18 protein-coding genes are annotated in these 18,633 nt (G+C 71.3%); 4 read left to right on the plus strand and 14 right to left on the minus strand.

Going from position 1 to position 18,633, the window contains the following annotated elements; translation table 11 throughout:
• The 7 genes from fbaA to IE206_RS30165 all read right to left on the minus strand — a co-directional run bounded on the left by fbaA (position 1) and on the right by IE206_RS30165 (position 6,672).
• Positions 1–1,023 carry a class II fructose-bisphosphate aldolase gene (gene fbaA, locus IE206_RS30135; RefSeq protein ID WP_189967627.1) on the minus strand — a complete coding sequence of 341 codons (1,023 nt, stop codon included), beginning with the start codon at positions 1,021–1,023 and terminating at the stop codon, positions 1–3.
• Between the two features lie 245 nt (positions 1,024–1,268).
• The gene (gene pyrE / locus IE206_RS30140) at positions 1,269–1,817 is read right to left on the minus strand and encodes an orotate phosphoribosyltransferase (RefSeq protein ID WP_053726438.1); all 549 of its coding nucleotides are present in this window, start codon (positions 1,815–1,817) and stop codon (positions 1,269–1,271) included.
• Between the two features lie 24 nt (positions 1,818–1,841).
• Positions 1,842–2,630 (minus strand): aldose epimerase family protein, encoded by a 789-nt coding sequence (locus IE206_RS30145; RefSeq protein ID WP_189967629.1) that lies wholly within the window; start codon positions 2,628–2,630, stop codon positions 1,842–1,844.
• A gap of 90 nt (positions 2,631–2,720) precedes the next feature.
• The gene (locus IE206_RS30150) at positions 2,721–3,656 is read right to left on the minus strand and encodes an SRPBCC domain-containing protein (protein WP_189967631.1); all 936 of its coding nucleotides are present in this window, start codon (positions 3,654–3,656) and stop codon (positions 2,721–2,723) included.
• Positions 3,657–3,765: 109 nt separating this feature from the next.
• Complete coding sequence (locus IE206_RS30155; RefSeq protein ID WP_189967633.1) at positions 3,766–5,343, minus strand: polyamine aminopropyltransferase; 1,578 nt, start codon at positions 5,341–5,343, stop codon at positions 3,766–3,768.
• A gap of 84 nt (positions 5,344–5,427) precedes the next feature.
• Positions 5,428–5,952: a DUF2617 family protein gene (locus tag IE206_RS30160; RefSeq protein WP_189967636.1), complete on the minus strand. Its 525-nt coding sequence runs from the start codon at positions 5,950–5,952 to the stop codon at positions 5,428–5,430.
• A 390-nt stretch (positions 5,953–6,342) separates the two neighbouring features.
• The gene (locus IE206_RS30165) at positions 6,343–6,672 is read right to left on the minus strand and encodes a hypothetical protein (protein WP_189967638.1); all 330 of its coding nucleotides are present in this window, start codon (positions 6,670–6,672) and stop codon (positions 6,343–6,345) included.
• Positions 6,673–6,784: 112 nt separating this feature from the next.
• On the opposite strand from IE206_RS30165, the gene IE206_RS30170 reads away from it, so the two are divergent.
• Together IE206_RS30170 and IE206_RS30175 are read left to right on the plus strand one after the other, a co-directional pair.
• Positions 6,785–7,984, plus strand: a complete 1,200-nt coding sequence (locus IE206_RS30170) for a pyridoxal phosphate-dependent aminotransferase (protein ID WP_189967640.1) — start codon at positions 6,785–6,787, stop codon at positions 7,982–7,984.
• A 160-nt stretch (positions 7,985–8,144) separates the two neighbouring features.
• Positions 8,145–9,275: a putative hexosyltransferase gene (locus IE206_RS30175; protein WP_189967817.1), complete on the plus strand. Its 1,131-nt coding sequence runs from the start codon at positions 8,145–8,147 to the stop codon at positions 9,273–9,275.
• A gap of 13 nt (positions 9,276–9,288) precedes the next feature.
• Here IE206_RS30175 and IE206_RS30180 read toward each other — a convergent pair whose 3' ends face one another.
• A complete protein-coding gene (locus tag IE206_RS30180; protein ID WP_189967642.1) occupies positions 9,289–9,831 on the minus strand; it encodes a type III secretion system chaperone family protein in 543 nt (180 codons plus the stop codon).
• A 122-nt stretch (positions 9,832–9,953) separates the two neighbouring features.
• On the minus strand, positions 9,954–12,545 hold the full coding sequence (gene clpB, locus IE206_RS30185; RefSeq protein ID WP_189967819.1) for an ATP-dependent chaperone ClpB: 2,592 nt from the start codon (positions 12,543–12,545) through the stop codon (positions 9,954–9,956).
• Positions 12,546–12,676: 131 nt separating this feature from the next.
• Between clpB and IE206_RS30190 the strand changes: the two genes are divergently transcribed.
• Entirely contained in the window at positions 12,677–13,090 is a 414-nt protein-coding gene (locus IE206_RS30190; RefSeq protein WP_189967644.1) for a pyridoxamine 5'-phosphate oxidase family protein, read from the plus strand.
• 112 nt (positions 13,091–13,202) lie between these two features.
• Here the strand turns inward: IE206_RS30190 and IE206_RS30195 are convergent, their stop codons facing one another.
• On the minus strand, positions 13,203–13,535 hold the full coding sequence (locus IE206_RS30195; RefSeq protein ID WP_053726447.1) for a Rieske (2Fe-2S) protein: 333 nt from the start codon (positions 13,533–13,535) through the stop codon (positions 13,203–13,205).
• A 340-nt stretch (positions 13,536–13,875) separates the two neighbouring features.
• Between IE206_RS30195 and IE206_RS30200 the strand changes: the two genes are divergently transcribed.
• The gene (locus IE206_RS30200) at positions 13,876–14,853 is read left to right on the plus strand and encodes a helix-turn-helix transcriptional regulator (protein WP_226600132.1); all 978 of its coding nucleotides are present in this window, start codon (positions 13,876–13,878) and stop codon (positions 14,851–14,853) included.
• A 5-nt stretch (positions 14,854–14,858) separates the two neighbouring features.
• On the opposite strand, the gene IE206_RS30205 is transcribed toward IE206_RS30200, so the two are convergent.
• The 4 genes from IE206_RS30205 to dnaJ form a co-directional block, all read right to left on the minus strand.
• A complete protein-coding gene (locus tag IE206_RS30205) occupies positions 14,859–15,707 on the minus strand; it encodes a helix-turn-helix transcriptional regulator (RefSeq protein WP_189967646.1) in 849 nt (282 codons plus the stop codon).
• A gap of 114 nt (positions 15,708–15,821) precedes the next feature.
• Positions 15,822–16,796 (minus strand): helix-turn-helix transcriptional regulator, encoded by a 975-nt coding sequence (locus IE206_RS30210; RefSeq protein ID WP_189967648.1) that lies wholly within the window; start codon positions 16,794–16,796, stop codon positions 15,822–15,824.
• 170 nt (positions 16,797–16,966) lie between these two features.
• A complete protein-coding gene (locus tag IE206_RS30215; RefSeq protein WP_189967650.1) occupies positions 16,967–17,416 on the minus strand; it encodes a heat shock protein transcriptional repressor HspR in 450 nt (149 codons plus the stop codon).
• Between the two features lies 1 nt (position 17,417).
• Positions 17,418–18,599, minus strand: a complete 1,182-nt coding sequence (dnaJ, locus tag IE206_RS30220; protein WP_189967652.1) for a molecular chaperone DnaJ — start codon at positions 18,597–18,599, stop codon at positions 17,418–17,420.
• Between the last annotated feature and the right edge of the window lie 34 nt (positions 18,600–18,633).

The following is an 18,633-nucleotide window of genomic DNA, read 5'->3' on the forward strand; positions in this document are numbered from 1 at the left end:
TTACTTCAGCTTCGTTCCGGTGGACCGGAGGTTCGCGCACGCCTCCGCGACCCGCTTGGCCATACCCGCCTCGGCCAGCTTGCCCCACGTACGCGGGTCGTACGTCGACTTCTTGCCGACCTCGCCGTCCACCTTCAGGACACCGTCGTAGTTGCGGAACATGTGGTCCGCGACCGGCCGGGTGAAGGCGTACTGCGTGTCGGTGTCGAGGTTCATCTTCACGACGCCGTTCTCCAGCGCGGTGGCGATCTCCTCGGCCGTGGAGCCCGAGCCGCCGTGGAAGACGAAGTCGAACGGCGAGGGCTTGCCGTACTTCTCGCCGACGCCCGCCTGGAGGTCCTTGAGCAGCTCGGGGCGGAGCACGACGTTGCCCGGCTTGTAGACGCCGTGGACGTTGCCGAAGGACGCGGCCAGCAGGTAGCGGCCCTTCTCGCCCAGGCCCAGGGCCTCGGCGGTGCGCAGCGCGTCGTCGACGGTCGTGTACAGCTCGTCGTTGATCTCGTGGCTGACGCCGTCCTCCTCGCCACCGGTCGGGGTGATCTCGACCTCAAGGATGATCTTCGCGGCGGCGGCCTTGGCGAGCAGCTCCTGGCCGATGGCCAGGTTGTCCGCGAGGGTCTCAGCGGAGCCGTCCCACATGTGCGACTGGAACAGCGGGTTCAGGCCCTTGGCGACGCGCTGGGCGGACACCTCGATCAGCGGGCGGACGTAGCCGTCCAGCTTGTCCTTGGGGCAGTGGTCGGTGTGCAGCGCGACCGTGATGTCGTACTTGGCGGCGACGACGTGCGCGAACTCGGCCAGGGCGACCGCGCCGGTGACCATGTCCTTGTTGTACTGGCCACCCAGGAACTCCGCACCACCGGTGGAGATCTGGATGATGCCGTCGCTCTCGGCCTCCGCGAAGCCGCGCAGCGCAGCGTGCAGGGTCTGGGTCGAGGTCACGTTGATGGCCGGGTAGGCGAACTTGCCTGCCTTCGCCCGGTCGAGCATCTCGTTGTAGACCTCGGGGGTTGCGATGGGCATCTGTCCGCTCCTTGTGATGTGCGGGTGTGCGATATGTGCTGGCCCTGACCTGGGGGCGACGTCATCGTCGCGGCCTATCTTTCCAGACTCTGACCGCGGCTCCACCCGGCGGACGCAGCAGGGGCGGGCCGTTTCACGTGAAACGGCCCGCCCCTTGAAAAACGCGCAGGTCAACGGGTCGGATGCCCGAGCCCCGGGACCTAGGTCACGACTTTCGCACCTCGGTTACGACGGTTATACGAGGTTTACGCGAGGCCCAGTTCCGTCGAGGAGAACGCGAAGACGTACGGCACGCCCGCGCCCTCGGTGATCTTCTCGGCGGCGCCGGTCGCCCGGTCCACGATCGTCGCGACGGCGACGACCTCGGCGCCGGCCGCGCGGACCGCCTCGACGGCGGTCAGCGGCGAGCCGCCGGTGGTGGAGGTGTCCTCGACGACCAGGACCCGGCGGCCCTTGATGTCCGGGCCCTCGACCTGGCGCTGCATACCGTGCGCCTTGGCGGCCTTGCGGACGACGAACGCGTCCAGGGTGCGGCCACGCGCGGCGGCCGCGTGCAGCATCGCGCCGGCCACGGGGTCGGCGCCCATGGTCAGTCCGCCGACCGCGTCGAAGTCGAACTCGGCCGTGACGTCGAGCATCACCTGGCCGACCAGCGGCGCGGCGACGCCGTCAAGGGTGACCCGGCGCAGGTCGACGTAGTAGTCGGCCTCGATCCCCGAGGAGAGGGTCACCTTGCCGTGCACCACGGCCTTGTCCTTGATCTGCTGGAGCAGGTCTGCGCGAACGTCAGTCATGCCAGCCAGCTTAAAGGCGGCCGGTCACAGCCGTCGCCAGGTCCACGTCGTCGCGAGCTCCAGCGGCTCGATCGGGGTGACCTGGCGGGGCAGGGTGTTGAGGCCGTTGGGCGGGCCCGACTGCGGCTCCACGCACACGGCCTCGTCCTGCTCGTCGTAGACGACGACCCACTCGGTGGGGCTGGTCACCTTCAGTTCGAGCCGCTCGGGCCAGGTCAGGGTGACGTCGACGCCGTCGGGCATCCCGAAGCAGTCGTCCCAGGGGCCCGGCAGCGGTGGGATGCGCCGCCCGGTGGGCAGATGGTCGTCGCCCCGCTCCTCCTGCCACTCCGCGTCGAAGGCGAGCTCGACCCGGCTGCCGTCGAGCTCCCGCACGAACCAGGGGTGCCAGCCGACCTGCGCCGGGAAGGAGTTGTCGTATGTCTCCACGCCCATCGTCACCGTCAGCGCGTCCGGGGTCAGCTCGAAGATCTGGGTGACCTTGCCGGTGAACGGCCAGGGCTCGGCCAGTTCGTAGGTGAACACGGCCTCGGTGCCGGAGACCCGCGCGGTCTTCCAGGCGTGGTCGCGGGCGGTGCCGTGGATGGCGTGCGGGGGCGAGTTGAGCGGCAGCTGGTACTTCACGCCGCCGTCGCGGAACTGGCCGTTCTCGACGCGGCCGCACCACGGCACCATCGGGAAGCAGCCGTACTTGTCGCCTTGGCGCAGCACCTCGGTGCCGTCGATCCGCAGGCTGCTGATCCGGCAGCCGTTGCCCGCGTCGACGGTCAGTTCCACGGCGCCGGCGCCCAATGTGATCTGGTCACTGCTCACGCCGTCGACCCTAGCCGGTGGTCCGCGGCTGTGGGGTCAGCGCCCGCACCCGAGATCCGGACAGCCTCGGGCAGGGGTTCAGCCACGAGCTCAGCGCCGGCGCCTCAGCGCGCGGCCGACCACGACCGCGGACGCCAGCGCGAGGGCGGCGGCCGGGGCGACCCAGCGCAGGGTGGCACCGGCGCTGCTGCCCGAGGGCGCGGGTACGGGGGCGTACCGGCCGCGCGGCGGTGCGTGGTCGACCTCCTCGGCGCTGCGGCCGATCATGGTGCGGCGGGCGTGCGCGGCCTCGGCGGGCATGGGCTCGCCGACCTCGATGGCGAACTCCTCGTCGGCGAGCGGGTCCAGGGACGGCGGCGGCACCTCGGCGTCGAAGACGGAGGCGAGATCCTCCGGGCCGAGGTCGGAGCCGACACCGGAGGAGTCCCTGTCGGAGGAGCCCGGGCCGGAAGAGTCCAGGTCGGTGTTGAGGTCCGTGTCGAGTTCGGGGTCGAGGCCGGGAGCACGGCCGGCCGGCCGCTCCCCCGGCCCGTCGGCCAGATCCGTGTTGAGGTCGGTGTCGGCGGCCTCCGGCCCGCCGGACCCGTCCGCGGAGCCCTCGCCCCGGGCCGGCCGGGCCAGCTCCGCCGCGAACCGGTCGAGCAGGCGCAGCGCCGAGGCCTGGGCCGCGTCGGACGGCACCTCGGTCGCCCGGCCCTCCGCGAGCGCCGTACCCGCGAAGGCGAGGGTGGTGCCGCCGGGGGCCGCTGCCAGCCGTACGGTCAGGGTGAGCTTGGCCGCGCCCGCGCCGCGGATCTCGACGCCCTCGCCCTCGATGGCGAACACGTCGTCGTCCTGCTCGGTGATGCGCAGCGCGCCGCGGTAGGTGATTGTGCTCCCGCCGAGGCGGACCTTCAGCCGCCCCGCGATGGGTGGCTCGCCCGCATCCTGCTGGAGCCCCGGCACGCAGCGCGCGACCCGGGCGGGATCGCGCAGCATCTGCCGGAGTGACTGGGCCTCAACCGGAACGAACACCTCATGCTCCATAGCCACCGAGCCTACTCAGCACCGGCCGCCACGTCTGCGCCAACGCGGCGCCGATGCCGGACCCGACCCGCTTACGGAGTGCGGCCGCCCACCCCGAACAGCTTCCCCCTCAGTCCGCATACCGCGGATGCACCAGCGTCGACGGCGGGAAGGCGGCCGCGTCCGAGGGCGGTGTCAGCGACTCCGTACCGGCGGGCAGCCGCAGGCCCGATGCCGCTCCCTGTGCCGAGAACGGATGCGGGGCGGGCCTCGCGGCCAGGACGAAGCCCCAGTCGTGCGGGGACTTCGCCGAGTCCAGAGCCCGGTCGGGGCCCGCGGTGAACCCGGCGCTGCGCCCCGTCGCCCGGTACGCGAACGTCGTCAGGCCCGCCGCGCGGACCGTCGAGGCGACCGTCCAGAACGTGCGCGGCCGGCCCTTCGCCGGCCCCGCGTGCACCACGAGCCGCCCGCCGGGGCTCAGCACGCGCGAGGCGAGCGCGTAGAACTCCTGCGAGTACAGCTTGGTGCTCGCGGTGATGCCGGGGTCGGGCAGATCGGTGATGACGACGTCGTACGTTCCCGAGCTGTAGCCGTCGCCGCGCAGCCACTGGAAGGGGTCGGCGATCACCGCGTGCAGCCGGGGGTCCTGGTAGGCGTGGGCGTTCAGGGCCGCCAACTCCTGATCTTCGCGGGCGAGTTGGGCCAGGCCCGGGTCGACTTCGACGACGGTCACCGAGCGCACGCCGGGGTGGCGCAGCACTTCGCGGGCGGCAAGCCCGTCGCCGCCGCCCAGGATCAGGACGCGGCCGTGCGGGCCGCCGTCGAGCGCGGGACCCACCAGGGCCGCGTGATAGCGGGACTCGTCGCGGCCGTTGACGCGAAGCCGCCCGTCGAGGAACAGGTCGAGGGGCGCCCCGGCCCTGCCGGTCAGGACGATCTCCTGCACGTGGGTCTGCACGGCGACCCGCACCTGGCCCCCGTACACGGCGCGGCGCGCGGCCTGTTCGAAGTCGTCGACCAGGGCGGTGGTCAGCGCGAGGGTGGCCAGGACGAGCGCGTTGGCGGCGAGCAGCACCCAGCGGGCGCGCGGGGTCAGGTCGCGGCCGAAGAGCAGCAGGACGAGCGCGCCGCCCGCGACCGCGTTGACCGCGCCGGTGAGCAACGCGCTGGTCAGCTGGCCGAGTTGGGGCAGGAGCAGGAACGGAAAGGCGAGGCCGCCCACGAGCGCGCCCACGTAGTCCGCGGCGAACAGGTCGGCCACCGTGCCGCTCGCGTCGCCCTCGGCGCGCCGCGAGACGCGCTGGATGAGCGTCATCAGGAGCGGGATCTCGGCGCCGATCAGCATGCCGATCGCGAGCGAGAAAGCGACCAGGGCGTACCGCGAGCCGCCGAACCAGGCGAACGTCGCGTACAGCGCCATCGCGGAGCAGCCGCCGACCAGGGCGAGCGCGGCCTCGATGAGGCCGAAGCCGACGGCGGCCCGGCAGCGCAGCCGCTTGGCGAGCAGCGAGCCGACGCCCATCGCGAAGACCATCACCGAGAGGACCACCGAGGCCTGGGTGACCGAGTCTCCGATCAAGTACGAGGCGAGGGCGACCAGTTCGAGCTCGTACACCAGGCCGCAGGCGGCGCAGATGAACACGACGGCCAGGACGAGGAACCGACCCGACCGCGGCCTCCTCACGGGAGCGGGGAGCGGTTCGATCATGATGCGAACGCTACGTCACACTCCGTTCGCATCCTGTCACCCACACGGGTTCAACTGGAGCCAACCGCCGGGGGATCGAGCGCCTCAGAGCCCGGCGGGTGCGGGCACCCTTACGCCGACCCGGGTCCGGGTCACCACCAACTGCCCTTCCTGCGGGTAGGCGTGCCAGGTGCGCCACCACACCTGGCCGTCGCCGCGCTGCGCGAGCATCGCCGTGAAGGCGTGCGGCGAGCCCGGAAACGTTCCCGCCAGTCCGTTGGGATGGTCGGCGACGAGCGCGAGGAGTTCCTGCGCGCGCCCCGCGAACGAGCCGTGCGAGAGCGTTTCGACCCGTGCGGCGAACTCGTAGTCCCACTCCCCGAGGCGTTTCGCCACACCGAGCGGCAGCGGCGTACTGCTGCCGGGCATGCAGGCAACGGTCTCCGAGCAGGTTCCGGCCGCCTCGTCGAGGAGCACCTGGTGCGAGGCGCCCAGAAGCCTCAACTGCAGCTTTGCACCGGTCAGTTCGAGGTCGAGTACGGCGAGGGCGGGCAGCGGCTCGCGGCCCAGCGCCCAGGCGAGGTCGGCGGCACGCGTGTCGGTGTAGGCGGTCTTGAGGGTCGTGAGCATGGGTGGGCTCCGCAAAACACACATGTGGCGGGTGGATGACCGAGGTCGCCTCGGGCCGCAACGAAGGACGGGGGACCACTTTCTGATCCCGGGGTCCGAGGGGCTGCGTCGTTTCTCATCTGCGAGGGAATCATGAAGTGCGCGGCGCTCACAGCTTTTTTACCCAACTTGATGGGGTTTCCATCCCCTCGGGGGCCACTCGGTTCAAACGTTCAACTACAGGCGTGAAAGAAGGCGCCCGGCCGGCCGGAACCGACCGGGCGCACAACGGGCACGACCGGCGGCGGAATCGGCTGCCCCGTGACAGCCGCGACCGCGTACGGGCCGGTCGTCCCGTCGGCCCTTGAGTCCGAACTCCGGCCATATGGAGCGGAGTTCCGGGGGCGGCGCTCAGCTGGAGCCGCAGCCTCCGCCGCCGCCGCAGGACGAGTGGCCGCCCCCGCACGAGGAGTGCCCACCGCCGCAGGAGTGGTGGCTGCCCCCGTGGTGGCCGCCGCCTCCGTGGTGGCCGTGGTGCCCGCTCCCGCCGGACGTGCCGCCGCCGTCCCCGCCCGCGGCCCACCAGCTGCCGGAGCTCCCGGAGCTGCCGGAGCTCCCGGAGGACGACCACCTCGACCGCTTGCGCGCCGCCATGGCCTTGCGCCGCCGTCGCGCCGCCGGAGTGCACGCGAAGATCAGCAGCACCAGAGCAAGGATCCCCATCTCGATCGCGATGTCCATTCCCCCACCGTCCTTTCGTGCCGCGGTCCCCCGTTGTCCCGCGTGGTGGGGGAATGCCCCCGGCCGCCGTCGGCCAAAGCACACTTGAGCAACTCCAGAGGTTGCCCGCAGGATGGCGGTCATGACCTCCAGCGCGCGCCCACTCCTCAACCGCCGCCTCGCCGAGTTCGGGACGACGATCTTCGCCGAGATGTCCGCCCTCGCCCAGCGGACCGGATCCATCAACCTCGGCCAGGGCTTCCCCGACACCGACGGCCCCGAGGCCGTGCGGGAGGCCGCGGTCCGCGCCCTGCGCGACGGCCGGGGCAACCAGTACCCGCCGGGCCCCGGCGTCCCCGAACTGCGCACCGCGATCGCCGAGCACCAGCAGCGTTTCTACGGTCTGGCCTTCGATCCCGATACGGAGGTCCTGGTCACCGCGGGCGCCACGGAGGCGATCGCCGCCTCCCTGCTCGCGCTGCTCGAACCGGGCGACGAGGTCATCGCCCTGGAGCCGTACTACGACTCGTACGCCGCGTGCATCGCGATGGCGGGCGCCACCCGCGTCCCGGTCACCCTGCGCCCCTCCGAAGGACCCCGCGGCGGATTCGTCCTGGACCTCGACGAGCTGCGCGCCGCCGTCACCCCGCGCACCCGGCTGATCCTCCTCAACACCCCGCACAACCCGACCGGCACGGTCCTGACCCGCGCCGAACTCGCCGCGGTGGCCGAGCTGGCCTGCGAGCGCGACCTCCTGGTGATCACCGACGAGGTGTACGAGCACCTCGTCTTCGACGGCGCCGAGCACATCCCGCTCGCCTCCTGCCCCGGCATGCGCGAGCGCACGGTCACCATCGGCTCGGCGGGCAAGACGTTCTCGTTCACGGGCTGGAAGGTCGGCTGGGTGACGGCGGCCCCCGAGCTGGTGGCCGCGGTCCGCTCGGCCAAGCAGTTCCTGACGTACGTGGCCTCGGGGCCCTTCCAGTACGCGGTGGCCGAGGCACTGCGGCTGCCGGACTCCCACTTCGACGGGTTCCGCGCGGAACACCAGGCCAAGCGGGACCTGCTGAGCGCGGGGCTCGCAGCGGCCGGGTTCGAGGTGTTCCGGCCGGCCGGGACGTACTTCGTGACCACCGACATCCGCCCCCTCGGCGAGAGCGACGGCTTCGCGTTCTGCCGCGCGCTGCCCGAACGCGCCGGCGTCGTGGCGATCCCCAACGCGGTCTTCTACGACCACCGCGAAGAGGGCGCCCCCTTCGTCCGGTTCGCCTTCTGCAAGCAGACGGCCGTCCTCGAAGAGGCGGTCACCCGGCTGAAGGCGCTCGCGGGCTAGGGGTGCCGCCGGGTGGGCGGAGTTCTCCCCGGTCGGGGGCGCACCGGTCGCGGGAAGCCGGATCCGCGCTGATGGTCGGTGTGAACGACCAACGCGCGACCGGAGGTGTCCCCTGTCCGCCGAGATCACCGTTCCTGCCCGCGGCCGCCGGGCAGGGAGCATCACGAGCGCCGCGCCCTGGACCGGCGCGCTGCGCCGGGCGGCCCCCGCGCTGGGTCTGTTCGCGGCCGCGCGGCTGACCGGGCTCCTGGTGGTCGCGGCGGCGGCCTGGCACCGGGGGGTCTCGCCCCGCGCACGGCTCGCGACCTCCTGGGACGCCGACTGGTACGCCCGGATCGCGGCCCACGGCTACGGCCGCACCCTGTCCTGGCCGGACGGCTCGGTCCAGAGCGACCTGGCGTTCTTCCCGCTCTACCCGGGCCTGATCCGCGCCGTGACCACCGTCCTTCCGGTCACCGGCGGCACCGCGGGCCTGATCGTCTCGTGGACGGCGGCGGCCGCCGCGGCCCCCGGGATCTATCTGATCGGCGAGCGCCTGTACGGCCGCCCGGTGGGCACCCTGCTCGTGCTGCTGTGGGGGCTGCTTCCGCACTCCGTCGTCCTGACGATGGCGTACACCGAGCCCGTCATGACGGCGCTCGCGGCCTGGTCGCTGTGGGCGGTCCTGGAGCGGCGCTGGCTGTGGGCGGGCTCGCTCGCGCTGCTCGCCGGGCTCTCCCGGCCGAACGCCGTCGCGGTGACCGCGGCGGTGATGGCGGCGGCGGGGTACGCGATCTGGCGCGGTGAGCGGCGTTCTTGGCGGCCCTGGGCGGGGGTGCTGCTCGCGCCGCTCGGCTGGTGCGGCTACGTGCTGTGGGTCGGGGTGCGCAAGGACGACGTGCTCGGCGGCTATTTCGAGGTGCAGGCCGGCTGGACGTCCCGGTTCGACTTCGGCGCGGGCACGCTGGAGTTCGTCAAGAGGCTCGCGACGGCCCCGTACGACCTGGGGTTCACGATGGCGGCGCTGCTGACCGCGGTGATGGTGGTGCTGTTCGTGCTGTTCGCCCTGGACCGGCCGCCCGTGCCCCTGCTGATCTACACGGCCATCCTGGTGCTGATCACGGTCGGCGGGGCGGGGTTCTTCGAGTCCAAGCCGCGCTTCCTGCTGCCCGCGTTCCCGCTGCTCGTCCCGCTCGCGCTCGCACTGACGAAAGCCCGGCCCCGGGCGGCGGTCGCGGTGACCGTCGCCCTGGCCGGGCTCTCGTTCAGCTACGGGGCCTATCTGCTGACGCAGGCCACCATGGCGCTGTGAATCACCCGAAGGGTCACTCGGAGTCGGACTCGCCCGCCTCGTCGCCCCCGCCGCCCTCGACGTCCTTCTCCAGGCCGAGCTGTTCAAGGAGCCACTTGTCGAACTCGATCGAGGCACGGACCCAGCTCACGGTGGACGACACGAAGTGCTCCAGGGCGACGCCGGTGCCGATCAGCATCTGCGCCTCGCCGATGAGGCGGACGGTGCCGTCGTCGTGGGTGTGCGTGTAGACCTTGGGCCACAGGGTGCGTCGGTTCCAGTCGTCGATCGACTCCAGGATCTGGACCTTGTCGTCGATGCTGTGCGGCCGGTCGTAGAACGTCCGCACCGAGAAGACCTGCTGGTCGTCCTCGCCGCGGAACATGAAGTACGTACGGAAATCCTCCCACGGCGCGGCGAGGTCGCCCTCGTCGTCCACGACGTACTTGAGCTCCATCTGGTCCAGGAGCTGCTTCACCAGGTCCTGGTCGGGAACGACGGGCCCGGTCGGCGCACCGCCGGACTGCGGGCCCTGCTGAGCCCCGAAATTCGGAATCGAGGACGGGTCGATGCTCATCGTGAATCTTCCTTCGTACGGTTCCGGTCATCCTCCCCCATGCCGGGGCAGGGGTGGCAACCCCCGCCCCCGGGTATCCGCTGCGGGCTGACCGAATCGGGACCGGGTGGCGGGATGCGGCCCTACTTCGCGGCCCCCACGATCAGCCCCTCCCCGAATCGGTCGACCCGAACCGTGTCTCCGTCGGTCACTTCGCCCGCCAGGATCTCCTTGGCGAGCCGGTCGCCGATGGCGGTCTGGATCAGGCGGCGCAGCGGGCGCGCTCCGTACGCCGGGTCGTTGCCCTCGTCGGCCAGCCACTCCAGGGCCTCGGGGGTGACGTCCAGGGTGAGCCGGCGGTCCGCCAGGCGCTTGGCCAGGCGGTCGATCTGGAGCCCGGCGATGTGGGACAGCTCGTCCTTGGTGAGCGCGGAGAAGACCACGATGTCGTCGAGCCGGTTGAGGAACTCCGGCTTGAAGGAGGCCCGCACCACTTCCAGAACCTGCTGCTTCTTGACGTCCGCGCTGGTCGCGGGCTCGACCAGGTACTGGCTGCCCAGGTTGGACGTCAGGATCAGGATGGTGTTGCGGAAGTCGACCGTGCGGCCCTGGCCGTCGGTGAGGCGGCCGTCGTCGAGGACCTGGAGCAGGATGTCGAAGACCTCGGGGTGCGCCTTCTCCACCTCGTCGAGGAGCACGACGGAGTACGGGCGGCGGCGGACGGCCTCGGTGAGCTGGCCGCCCTCCTCGTAGCCGACGTAGCCGGGAGGCGCGCCGACCAGGCGGGCCACGCTGTGCTTCTCGCTGTACTCCGACATGTCGATGCGGACCATGGCCCGCTCGTCGTCGAAGAGGAAGTCGGCGAGGGCCTTGGCGAGCTCGGTCTTGCCGACGCCCGTGGGGCCGAGGAAGAGGAACGATCCGGTCGGCCGGTCGGGGTCGGCGATTCCGGCCCGGGTGCGGCGTACCGCGTCCGAGACGGCCTGCACCGCTTCGGACTGGCCGATGAGGCGCTTGCCCAGCTCGCCCTCCATGCGGAGCAGCTTCTGCGTCTCGCCCTCCATCAGGCGCCCGGCGGGGATGCCGGTCCAGGCGCCGACCACGTCCGCGATGTCGTCCGGGCCGACCTCCTCCTTGACCATGGTGTCCTTGGACTTCTCCTGCTCGGCCTCGGCCTCGGCGGCCTCCTCCAACTCCCTTTCCAGGCTCGGGATCTCGCCGTACAGGAGCTTGGAGGCGGAGTCGAAGTCGCCGTCGCGCTGGGCGCGTTCGGCCTGGCCGCGCAGGTCGTCGAGCCGCTCCTTCAGCTCACCGACCCGGTTGAGGCCCTGCTTCTCCTTCTCCCAGCGTGCGGTGAGCCCGCGCAGCTCCTCCTCCTTGTCGGCGAGGTCCTTGCGGAGCTTGTCGAGGCGCTGGAGCGAGCCGGCGTCGGTCTCGTTCTTCAGCGCCAGCTCCTCCATGCGCAACCGGTCGACGGCGCGCTGGAGTTCGTCGATCTCGACGGGCGAGGAGTCGATCTCCATACGGAGCCGGGACGCCGCCTCGTCGACCAGGTCGATGGCCTTGTCGGGCAGGAAGCGCGAGGTGATGTACCGGTCGGAGAGGGTGGCGGCCGCGACCAGGGCGCCGTCCGCGATCTGCACCTTGTGGTGCGCCTCGTAGCGGCCCTTGAGCCCGCGCAGGATCGCGATGGTGTCCTCGACGCTCGGCTCGGCGACCAGGACCTGCTGGAAGCGTCGCTCCAGGGCCGGGTCCTTCTCGATGCGCTCGCGGTACTCGTCCAGGGTGGTCGCGCCGACCATGCGGAGCTCGCCGCGCGCCAGCATGGGCTTGAGCATGTTGCCCGCGTCCATCGCCGAGTCGCCGCCGGCGCCCGCGCCGACCACGGTGTGCAGCTCGTCGATGAACGTGATGATCTGGCCGTCGCTCTCCTTGATCTCGGAGAGGACGGTCTTGAGGCGTTCCTCGAACTCGCCCCGGTACTTCGCACCCGCGACCATCGCGCCGAGGTCCAGCGAGACCAGCCGCTTGTTCTTCAGCGACTCCGGCACGTCGCCCTTCGCGATGCGCTGGGCGAGGCCCTCGACGACGGCGGTCTTGCCGACGCCGGGCTCGCCGATGAGCACCGGGTTGTTCTTCGTACGCCGGGAAAGCACCTGGACGACCCGGCGGATCTCCTGGTCCCGGCCGATGACCGGGTCGAGCTTGCCCTCGCGGGCGGCCGCCGTGAAGTCCGTACCGAACTTCTCCAGTGCCTTGTACTGACCCTCCGGGTCGGGTGTGGTCACCCGGCGCCCTCCCCTGCTCGTCTCGAACGCGTCAAGGAGCTTCTTCGCGCTCGCCCCCTGCTGGGAGAGGATCTCACCGGCCTGCCCGCCCTTGGCCGCGAGGCCGATCAGCAGGTGCTCGGTGGACAGGTAGTCGTCGCCCAGCTCCTTGGCGCGCTGGGCCGCGTCCGCGATGACGGCCAGCAGTTCGCGGTTGGGCTGGGGCGGGGAGACGGTGGAGCCGGTCACGCTCGGGAGCGCGGCCAGGAGCCGCTCTGCGCCGGAGCGCACGGCGGCCTGGTCCGCCTCCACGGCGGCCAGCAGGTCGATGACGTTCTCGTTGTCCTGGCCCTCCAGGAGCGCGAGCAGGAGATGCGCGGGAGTCAGATCCGGGTGGCCCCCGGCGACGGCCCGGTTGCTCGCGGCGTTGATCGCGTCCCGGCTCTTGTTCGTCAGCTCGGCATCCACGTGCGTTCGCTCCTCCTCGTCGTACGCCTTGGCAATGGCTTCACCACCTATGACACTTCCAACGTACACAAAGTTGAGCCTATTCCGCTCAAGGTGTGGTGAAGGAAGGGCGAGGGCTAGGTTGCTTGGCCATGGCCATAGACGTACGCAAGCCCGACGACGCCTATCTCAGCTTCTGGCGCGAGCGCCACATCTGCACCTTGACGACGCAGCGGCCGGACGGCTCGCCGCACGTGGTGCCGGTGGGGGCGACGTACGACCCGGAGGCGGGGCTCGCACGGATCATCACCAACAAGGGGAGCCGGAAGGTCGCCAACGTCCTGGCGGCGCTCGCGCAGGACCCGGCGGGCGCCCGGGTCGCGCTCTGCCAGCTGGAGGGCAGGCGCTGGGCGACGCTGGAGGGCCGCGCGGTCGTGCGCACGGAACCCGGGCTGATCGCGGACGCGGTGGAGCGCTATGCCGTGCGCTACCAGCGGACCCCGGCCCCGAACCCGGACCGGGTGCTGATCGAGATCAGGCTGACCAGGGCGATGGGCAACACCTGAGCCGGTGGCCGTCCGTACCCGGACAGCACAGCGGCGCCACCGTGTTCAGGTCCACGATGGCGCCGCTGTGTGGGGGAAGCACCTGCGCGATGTACAACGACGGGGGATCGCGTCAGGCACTGCGGGGGGTGGCGGTGGATGAATCGGGTTGAGCCTCCGACTCGAAAAGCTGGTGGTCACGTTGGTCGAGATTCACGAAGACCATGCCGTACCGGACAACACAGCGAATGGGCTGCGGTGCCCCGCGCGGCCGGCGCAGGCACCGGTAGGCACGGACGTCCTCGTCGTCCTCACGGGCGATCAGGATCGGCTCACCGAGCAGGGTGACCATCAACGAATCGCCACGAAAAGGAACTGCTGTGGCGAGGTCGATGAAGTGCCACCCCGAGCGGTAGGCCGTGGCCATTTCGCGACGGAAGGTGCGGTCGTCGGGCGGGAAGCTCATGCGACAGCACCCTTAGGGGCGGACTCCCAGGTGACATCCGTACCTATCGCCGCGACCTTCGGTGCGATCTCCCAGGTGACGTCCATTGCGGTCGTGGCTGAGGACTTCGCGGGGTGGGTCTCCCAAGTGACGTCCCCAGGCGCCGAGAGAGCGCAGAGAGCAGCCGCCACAACGGCTGTCGTGCTTAGTGCTCGAACCATCCTGCTCATGGCCGATCTCCACCTCTTTTGATCATTACCTCCCCCCGCGGATACGACGATGGCCCACTCCGGCCACTTGCACCAGCGCAGCCAGGCATCATGTTCCTGTAATTCAAAAGGATGAGGGGGGTGCAACTAGGTTGAAACAAGGGCACATAGGACACGATCACGGCCCAGTTGATCTGTGCGAGACAGGAACGGCTCTGTACGCCCTTGCCCTGCGTACAGGCGGGATTACCCGCTCAGAGGCCGACTCCGCCCCGTGTCTGGTCGACCTCACCCTGCTGCGCCCCGACCCCGACGACGCCCAGCTGCTGCGTCCGGTTCCGCCCACGGTGGTGCTCAACCTGCTGACCCAGCCGCTGGAACGCGAGATCCAGGAGCGCAGAAAGCAGTCGGTCGCCCTTGCCCACACCTTCGAGCCGTTCATGTCGATCGCGACGCCCGCGACCACCGGCACGCACGCGATCACGGTCCTCGAAGGCCTGGAACTCATCAACGCGACCCTCGACCGCGTGATCGACGAGTGCACCGAGGAACTGCTCGTCATCCAGCCCGGCAGCGGCCGCAGGCCCGAGAGCTTCGAGGCGGGGCTGCGCCGCATAGAGCCGCTGCTCGCCCGCGGCGTCGAGATGCGCACCCTCTACCAGCACACCGCCCGCCACCACTCCGCCACCATCGGCTACGTGGAACGGATCGCACCGTACGGACTGGAGGTGCGCACCCTGGAGGAGATCATCGACCGGCTCATCATCATGGACCGCAAGGTCGCCTTCATCCCCGCGCGCAGCGACCGCCAAGTCGCCCTGGAACTGCGGCACGAGGGGCTCGTGCAGTACCTGGTGGGCGTCTTCGACCAGTTCTGGCAGTACGCCACCCCCTGGGACGACGAGGTGCCCTACCACCTGGAGACGGCCGGCATCACCGGCGTCCAGCGCTCCATCGCCAAGCTCCTGGTGGAGGGCCACGTGGACGAGGCGATCGCCCGCCGCCTCGGCATGAACGTACGCACCTGCCGCGCGCACATCGCCAAGCTGGCGGCCGCGCTCGGCAGCGGGAGCCGGGCCCAACTCGGCTTCCTCATCGCACAGTCCGGCATCCTGGACCAGGACGCCTGAAGCCGTCACCGCGGGGCGACCGGGTGCGCGGGGCCACCGAGGCCGGCCCGGGCGATGCGGACGCCGAGCTGGGCGCGGCTGGAGGAGCCGAGCGCCTCGGCGAGGCGGCCGATGTGGTGGCGGCAGGTGCGCACACTGATGCCGAGCCGCTGCGCCACGACCGCATCCTGGTGGCCCTCGGCGAGCAGCGCCGCGATGACCCGCTCCCGGTGTGTGATGCCGGTGATACCGGTCGCGGCCGGTACGGGTTCGGCGAGCGGCACGGCCCGGTTCCACAGGCACTCGAAGACCGTCACCAGGTGGGCGACGAGGGCGGGCTGGCGCAGCTCCAGGGCGCTGGTGCGCTCGGGGTTGGCGGGCAGGAACGCCACCGTGCGGTCGAAGACCATCATCCGGTCGGTGACCTCGTCCAGGGTGCGCACCTCGGCGCCGTCGCCGAGCCGCTCCAAGTAGGCGGTCAGGGCGTGCCCGTAGCGGGCGACGTGCGTGTACAGGGTGCGCATCCGCGCGCCGCGGTCCACCAGGGCCGGGTCCCGCGTCGAGGCGTGCGCCAGGATGCTCGGCGAGCGGATCCCGTCGGGCTGCACGGTCAGCATCTCGGTGGTGCAGGCGGCCGAGGCCGCGGCGATGGCCGCGTCGATCTCGTCGAACCCGTCGAGCACCCGGACCGCCGCGCAGGGTTCCGGGGCGCGCGGGCCGATCGACGCGTACCGCTCGAAGGCCTCGGCGATCCGGCCCGCGCGGTGCCGCGTGTCGGCCAGGCCGTCGTGGATGCCACGCACCAGCAGAGCCACGGCAGCGGCGTCCACCTCGCCGCCCCCCGGCCCTGCGTCCCCGTGAGTTGAGCTGTTCATACTGGACACCACGATGCATCCGGAGCCGCCGGGCCACCACCATCATGTTGCTGCACTGCATCAACTGGAGGTGGAATAAAGCTCGACATGTCCGCATGTTGCGTACGCCCTGGATTACCGAGGGTGCGCATCCAGACCCAACTGGGCGATGCGGACCCCGAGTTGGGTACGGCTGCTGCTGCCGAGCACATCGGCGAGGCGGCCGATGTGGTGGCGGCAGGTGCGCACGCTGATGCCGAGCCGCTGCGCGATCACCGCGTCCTGGTGGCCCTCAGCGAGCAGCGCCGCGATGACCCGCTCCCGGTGCGTGACGCCCTCGATGTCGGTGGCCGCGGGCACGGCCTCGGTCAGCGGCACCGCGAGCCGCCACAGCCGCTCGAAGACGGTCGCGAGGTACTCGACGAGCGCCGGATGGCGCAGCTCCAGGGCGCTGCTGTCGTCCGCGGCGGCCGGGATGATCGCCACCGTACGGTCGAACAGGAGGAGCCGGTCGGTGACTTCGTCGAGGGTGCGCACCTCGACCGCGCGGCCCTCCAGCTGGTGCAGGTAGTCGGCGAGACCGGTGCCGTAGCGGGCCACGTGGGTGTACAGGGTGCGCATCCGCACCCCGCGCCCCACCATGTCCAGAGCCCTCGGCAGCGCCTGCGACAGGACGTGCTCGGGGCGGATGCCGCGGGGCTGGATGGTGAGCGCCTCGGTGGCGCAGCCGGCGATCGCGTCGTCGATGGCCGCGTTGATGCGGGGGATGCCGTCCAGGACGCGGATGGCCTCGGTGCCGGCCGGCGCGGGCGCGTCCAGGGCGGCGAAGCGCTCGAATGCCGCCGCCACCACGCCCGTTCGGGCCTGGCTCGCCGCGATGTCCTCGTGGATGCCGCGCAGCAGCCGCGCCATCACGGCCTGCGGGGAGGTCGGCAGGAGCCATTCGAGGGCGCCCGGGTCGGGGTGCAGGAGCCCGAGGTCGATCAGGCAGGTGGCGTCGCCCGCGGCCTCGCGCGAGAGGCGTCCGGCGCGCAGCGCGTCCGCGTACGCCCGTTCCCCGGCCGCGCACAGCCGGTCCGCGCCATGCGGATGCGCCACCTGCTCAGACATGCTCTCCCCCGCCTCCCTGCCACCGAGCCCGATGACCTTATCCCCATCGGGCCCCGCGTTCACGGTGATCGCCGAGTGATCGGGGGGTGATCGCCGAGCGCGGAAAGGCCCGCCGCCCCCGGAGGGGACAGCGGGCCTTGTCGCACGCGTACGGAAGCCGGAGCCGCGAGCTACTGCGACGACCTCTTCGGGCGCCAGACGACCAGCGCGCTGGCCTGCTGGACGTCCTGGTACGGGACCAGGTCCCGCCGGTAGGAGGCGTGCACCTGGGCCTCGCGCTGCTGCATGGCGACGGCCGCGCCCTCGACCGCCGAGGACAGCTCGGCGACCCGGGCCTGGAGGGCTGCGACCTGGTGCTCCAGCTCGATGATGCGCTTGATGCCCGCCAGGTTGATGCCCTCGTCCTGCGACAACTGCTGCACCGTACGCAGCAGTTCGATGTCGCGGGCCGAGTAGCGCCGGCCGCGCCCGGCCGTGCGGTCGGGCGAGACCAGGCCGAGGCGGTCGTACTGCCGCAGGGTCTGCGGGTGGAGGCCGGAGAGCTGGGCCGCCACCGAGATGACGTACACCGGCGTCTCTTCGTTCAACTCGTACGGGTTTCGACGCTGGCGGGGGTCCATCTCATGCTCCCTTCGCGGCCTGGAACAGTTCTGCCCGCGGGTCCTGGCCCGCAGTCGCCTCGCGGTAGGTTTCCAAGGCCTCGCGGGCCTTGTCGTCCAATTCCTTCGGCACGGTCACCTCGACCGTGACCAGGAGGTCGCCCCGGGTGCCGTCCTTGCGGACCGCGCCCTTGCCGCGGGCCCGCATCGTACGGCCGTTGGGGGTGCCCGCGGGCAGTTTCAGGGTGACCGGCGGGCCACTGAGGGTGGGCACCTTGACCTCGGCGCCGAGGGCGGCCTCCGTGAAGGTGACCGGCACGGTGACGGTGAGGTTGTCGTCCTTGCGGCCGAACACCGGGTGCGCGTCCACGTGGACGACGACGTACAGGTCGCCCGCCGGACCGCCCCGTTCGCCCGGCGCACCCTTGCCGCGCAGCCGGATGCGCTGGTTGTTGCTGACCCCGGCCGGGATGCGGACCTGCATGGTGCGCGAGGAACGCGCCCGGCCGCTGCCCTTGCAGACGTCGCACGGGTTCTCCGCGATCAGGCCGCGGCCCTTGCAGTCCACGCACGGGTCGGTCAGCGAGAAGCCGCCGCCCGAGCCGCGCGAGACCTGGCCGGTGCCGACACAGGTCGGGCACACGCGGGGCGTGCCGTTCTTGTCGCCGGTGCCCGAGCAGGCCTTGCAGGGGGACTGGCTGGACAGCCGGATCGGGACGGTGGCCCCGTCGACCGCCTCGGTGAAGCTGAGCGTCACCTCGGACTCCAGGTCCTGCCCGCGGCGCGGCTGGCTGCGCGTTCCCGCACCCGCGCCGCCCCGGTTGAACAGGCCGCCGAACACGTCGCCGAGCCCGCCGCCGAAGCCGCCGGCCCCTGCGCCGCCCGGCTGCTGCCCGCCGAACAGGTCGCCCAGGTCGAAGTTGAAGCTGCCGCCGCCCGCGCCCGGACCGGCCCGGAATCCTCCGTTGCCGAACAGGGCGCGCGCCTCGTCGTACTCCTTGCGCTTCTTGGGGTCGCCGAGGATGTCGTTGGCCTCGGAGATCTCCTTGAAGCGCTCCTCTGCCTTGGCGTCGCCCTTGTTGGCGTCGGGGTGGTTCTCGCGGGCGAGCTTGCGGTAGGCCTTCTTGATCTCTGCGTCGGTGGCGTCCTTGGGGACGCCGAGAACCTTGTAGTAGTCCTTCTCGACGAAGTCCTTCGTGTTCATCGACGTCCCTCCTCCCGGACGATCACTTCTTCAA

The organism is Streptomyces violascens (assembly GCF_014649955.1).
In the GTDB taxonomy this organism is placed as follows: Bacteria; Actinomycetota; Actinomycetes; order Streptomycetales; family Streptomycetaceae; genus Streptomyces; species Streptomyces violascens.

What these genes read in the sequence shown, in the direction of transcription:
- fbaA (WP_189967627.1), bottom strand. Translation starts at nt 1,023, where the DNA reads ATGCCCATCGCAACCCCCGAGGTCTACAACGAGATGCTCGACCGGGCG.
- pyrE (WP_053726438.1), bottom strand. Translation starts at nt 1,817, where the DNA reads ATGACTGACGTTCGCGCAGACCTGCTCCAGCAGATCAAGGACAAGGCC.
- IE206_RS30150 (WP_189967631.1), bottom strand. Translation starts at nt 3,656, where the DNA reads ATGGAGCATGAGGTGTTCGTTCCGGTTGAGGCCCAGTCACTCCGGCAG.
- IE206_RS30155 (WP_189967633.1), bottom strand. Translation starts at nt 5,343, where the DNA reads ATGATCGAACCGCTCCCCGCTCCCGTGAGGAGGCCGCGGTCGGGTCGG.
- IE206_RS30160 (WP_189967636.1), bottom strand. Translation starts at nt 5,952, where the DNA reads ATGCTCACGACCCTCAAGACCGCCTACACCGACACGCGTGCCGCCGAC.
- IE206_RS30165 (WP_189967638.1), bottom strand. Translation starts at nt 6,672, where the DNA reads ATGGACATCGCGATCGAGATGGGGATCCTTGCTCTGGTGCTGCTGATC.
- IE206_RS30170 (WP_189967640.1), top strand. Translation starts at nt 6,785, where the DNA reads ATGGCGGTCATGACCTCCAGCGCGCGCCCACTCCTCAACCGCCGCCTC.
- IE206_RS30180 (WP_189967642.1), bottom strand. Translation starts at nt 9,831, where the DNA reads ATGAGCATCGACCCGTCCTCGATTCCGAATTTCGGGGCTCAGCAGGGC.
- IE206_RS30190 (WP_189967644.1), top strand. Translation starts at nt 12,677, where the DNA reads ATGGCCATAGACGTACGCAAGCCCGACGACGCCTATCTCAGCTTCTGG.
- IE206_RS30195 (WP_053726447.1), bottom strand. Translation starts at nt 13,535, where the DNA reads ATGAGCTTCCCGCCCGACGACCGCACCTTCCGTCGCGAAATGGCCACG.
- IE206_RS30205 (WP_189967646.1), bottom strand. Translation starts at nt 15,707, where the DNA reads ATGAACAGCTCAACTCACGGGGACGCAGGGCCGGGGGGCGGCGAGGTG.
- IE206_RS30210 (WP_189967648.1), bottom strand. Translation starts at nt 16,796, where the DNA reads ATGTCTGAGCAGGTGGCGCATCCGCATGGCGCGGACCGGCTGTGCGCG.
- IE206_RS30215 (WP_189967650.1), bottom strand. Translation starts at nt 17,416, where the DNA reads ATGGACCCCCGCCAGCGTCGAAACCCGTACGAGTTGAACGAAGAGACG.
- dnaJ (WP_189967652.1), bottom strand. Translation starts at nt 18,599, where the DNA reads ATGAACACGAAGGACTTCGTCGAGAAGGACTACTACAAGGTTCTCGGC.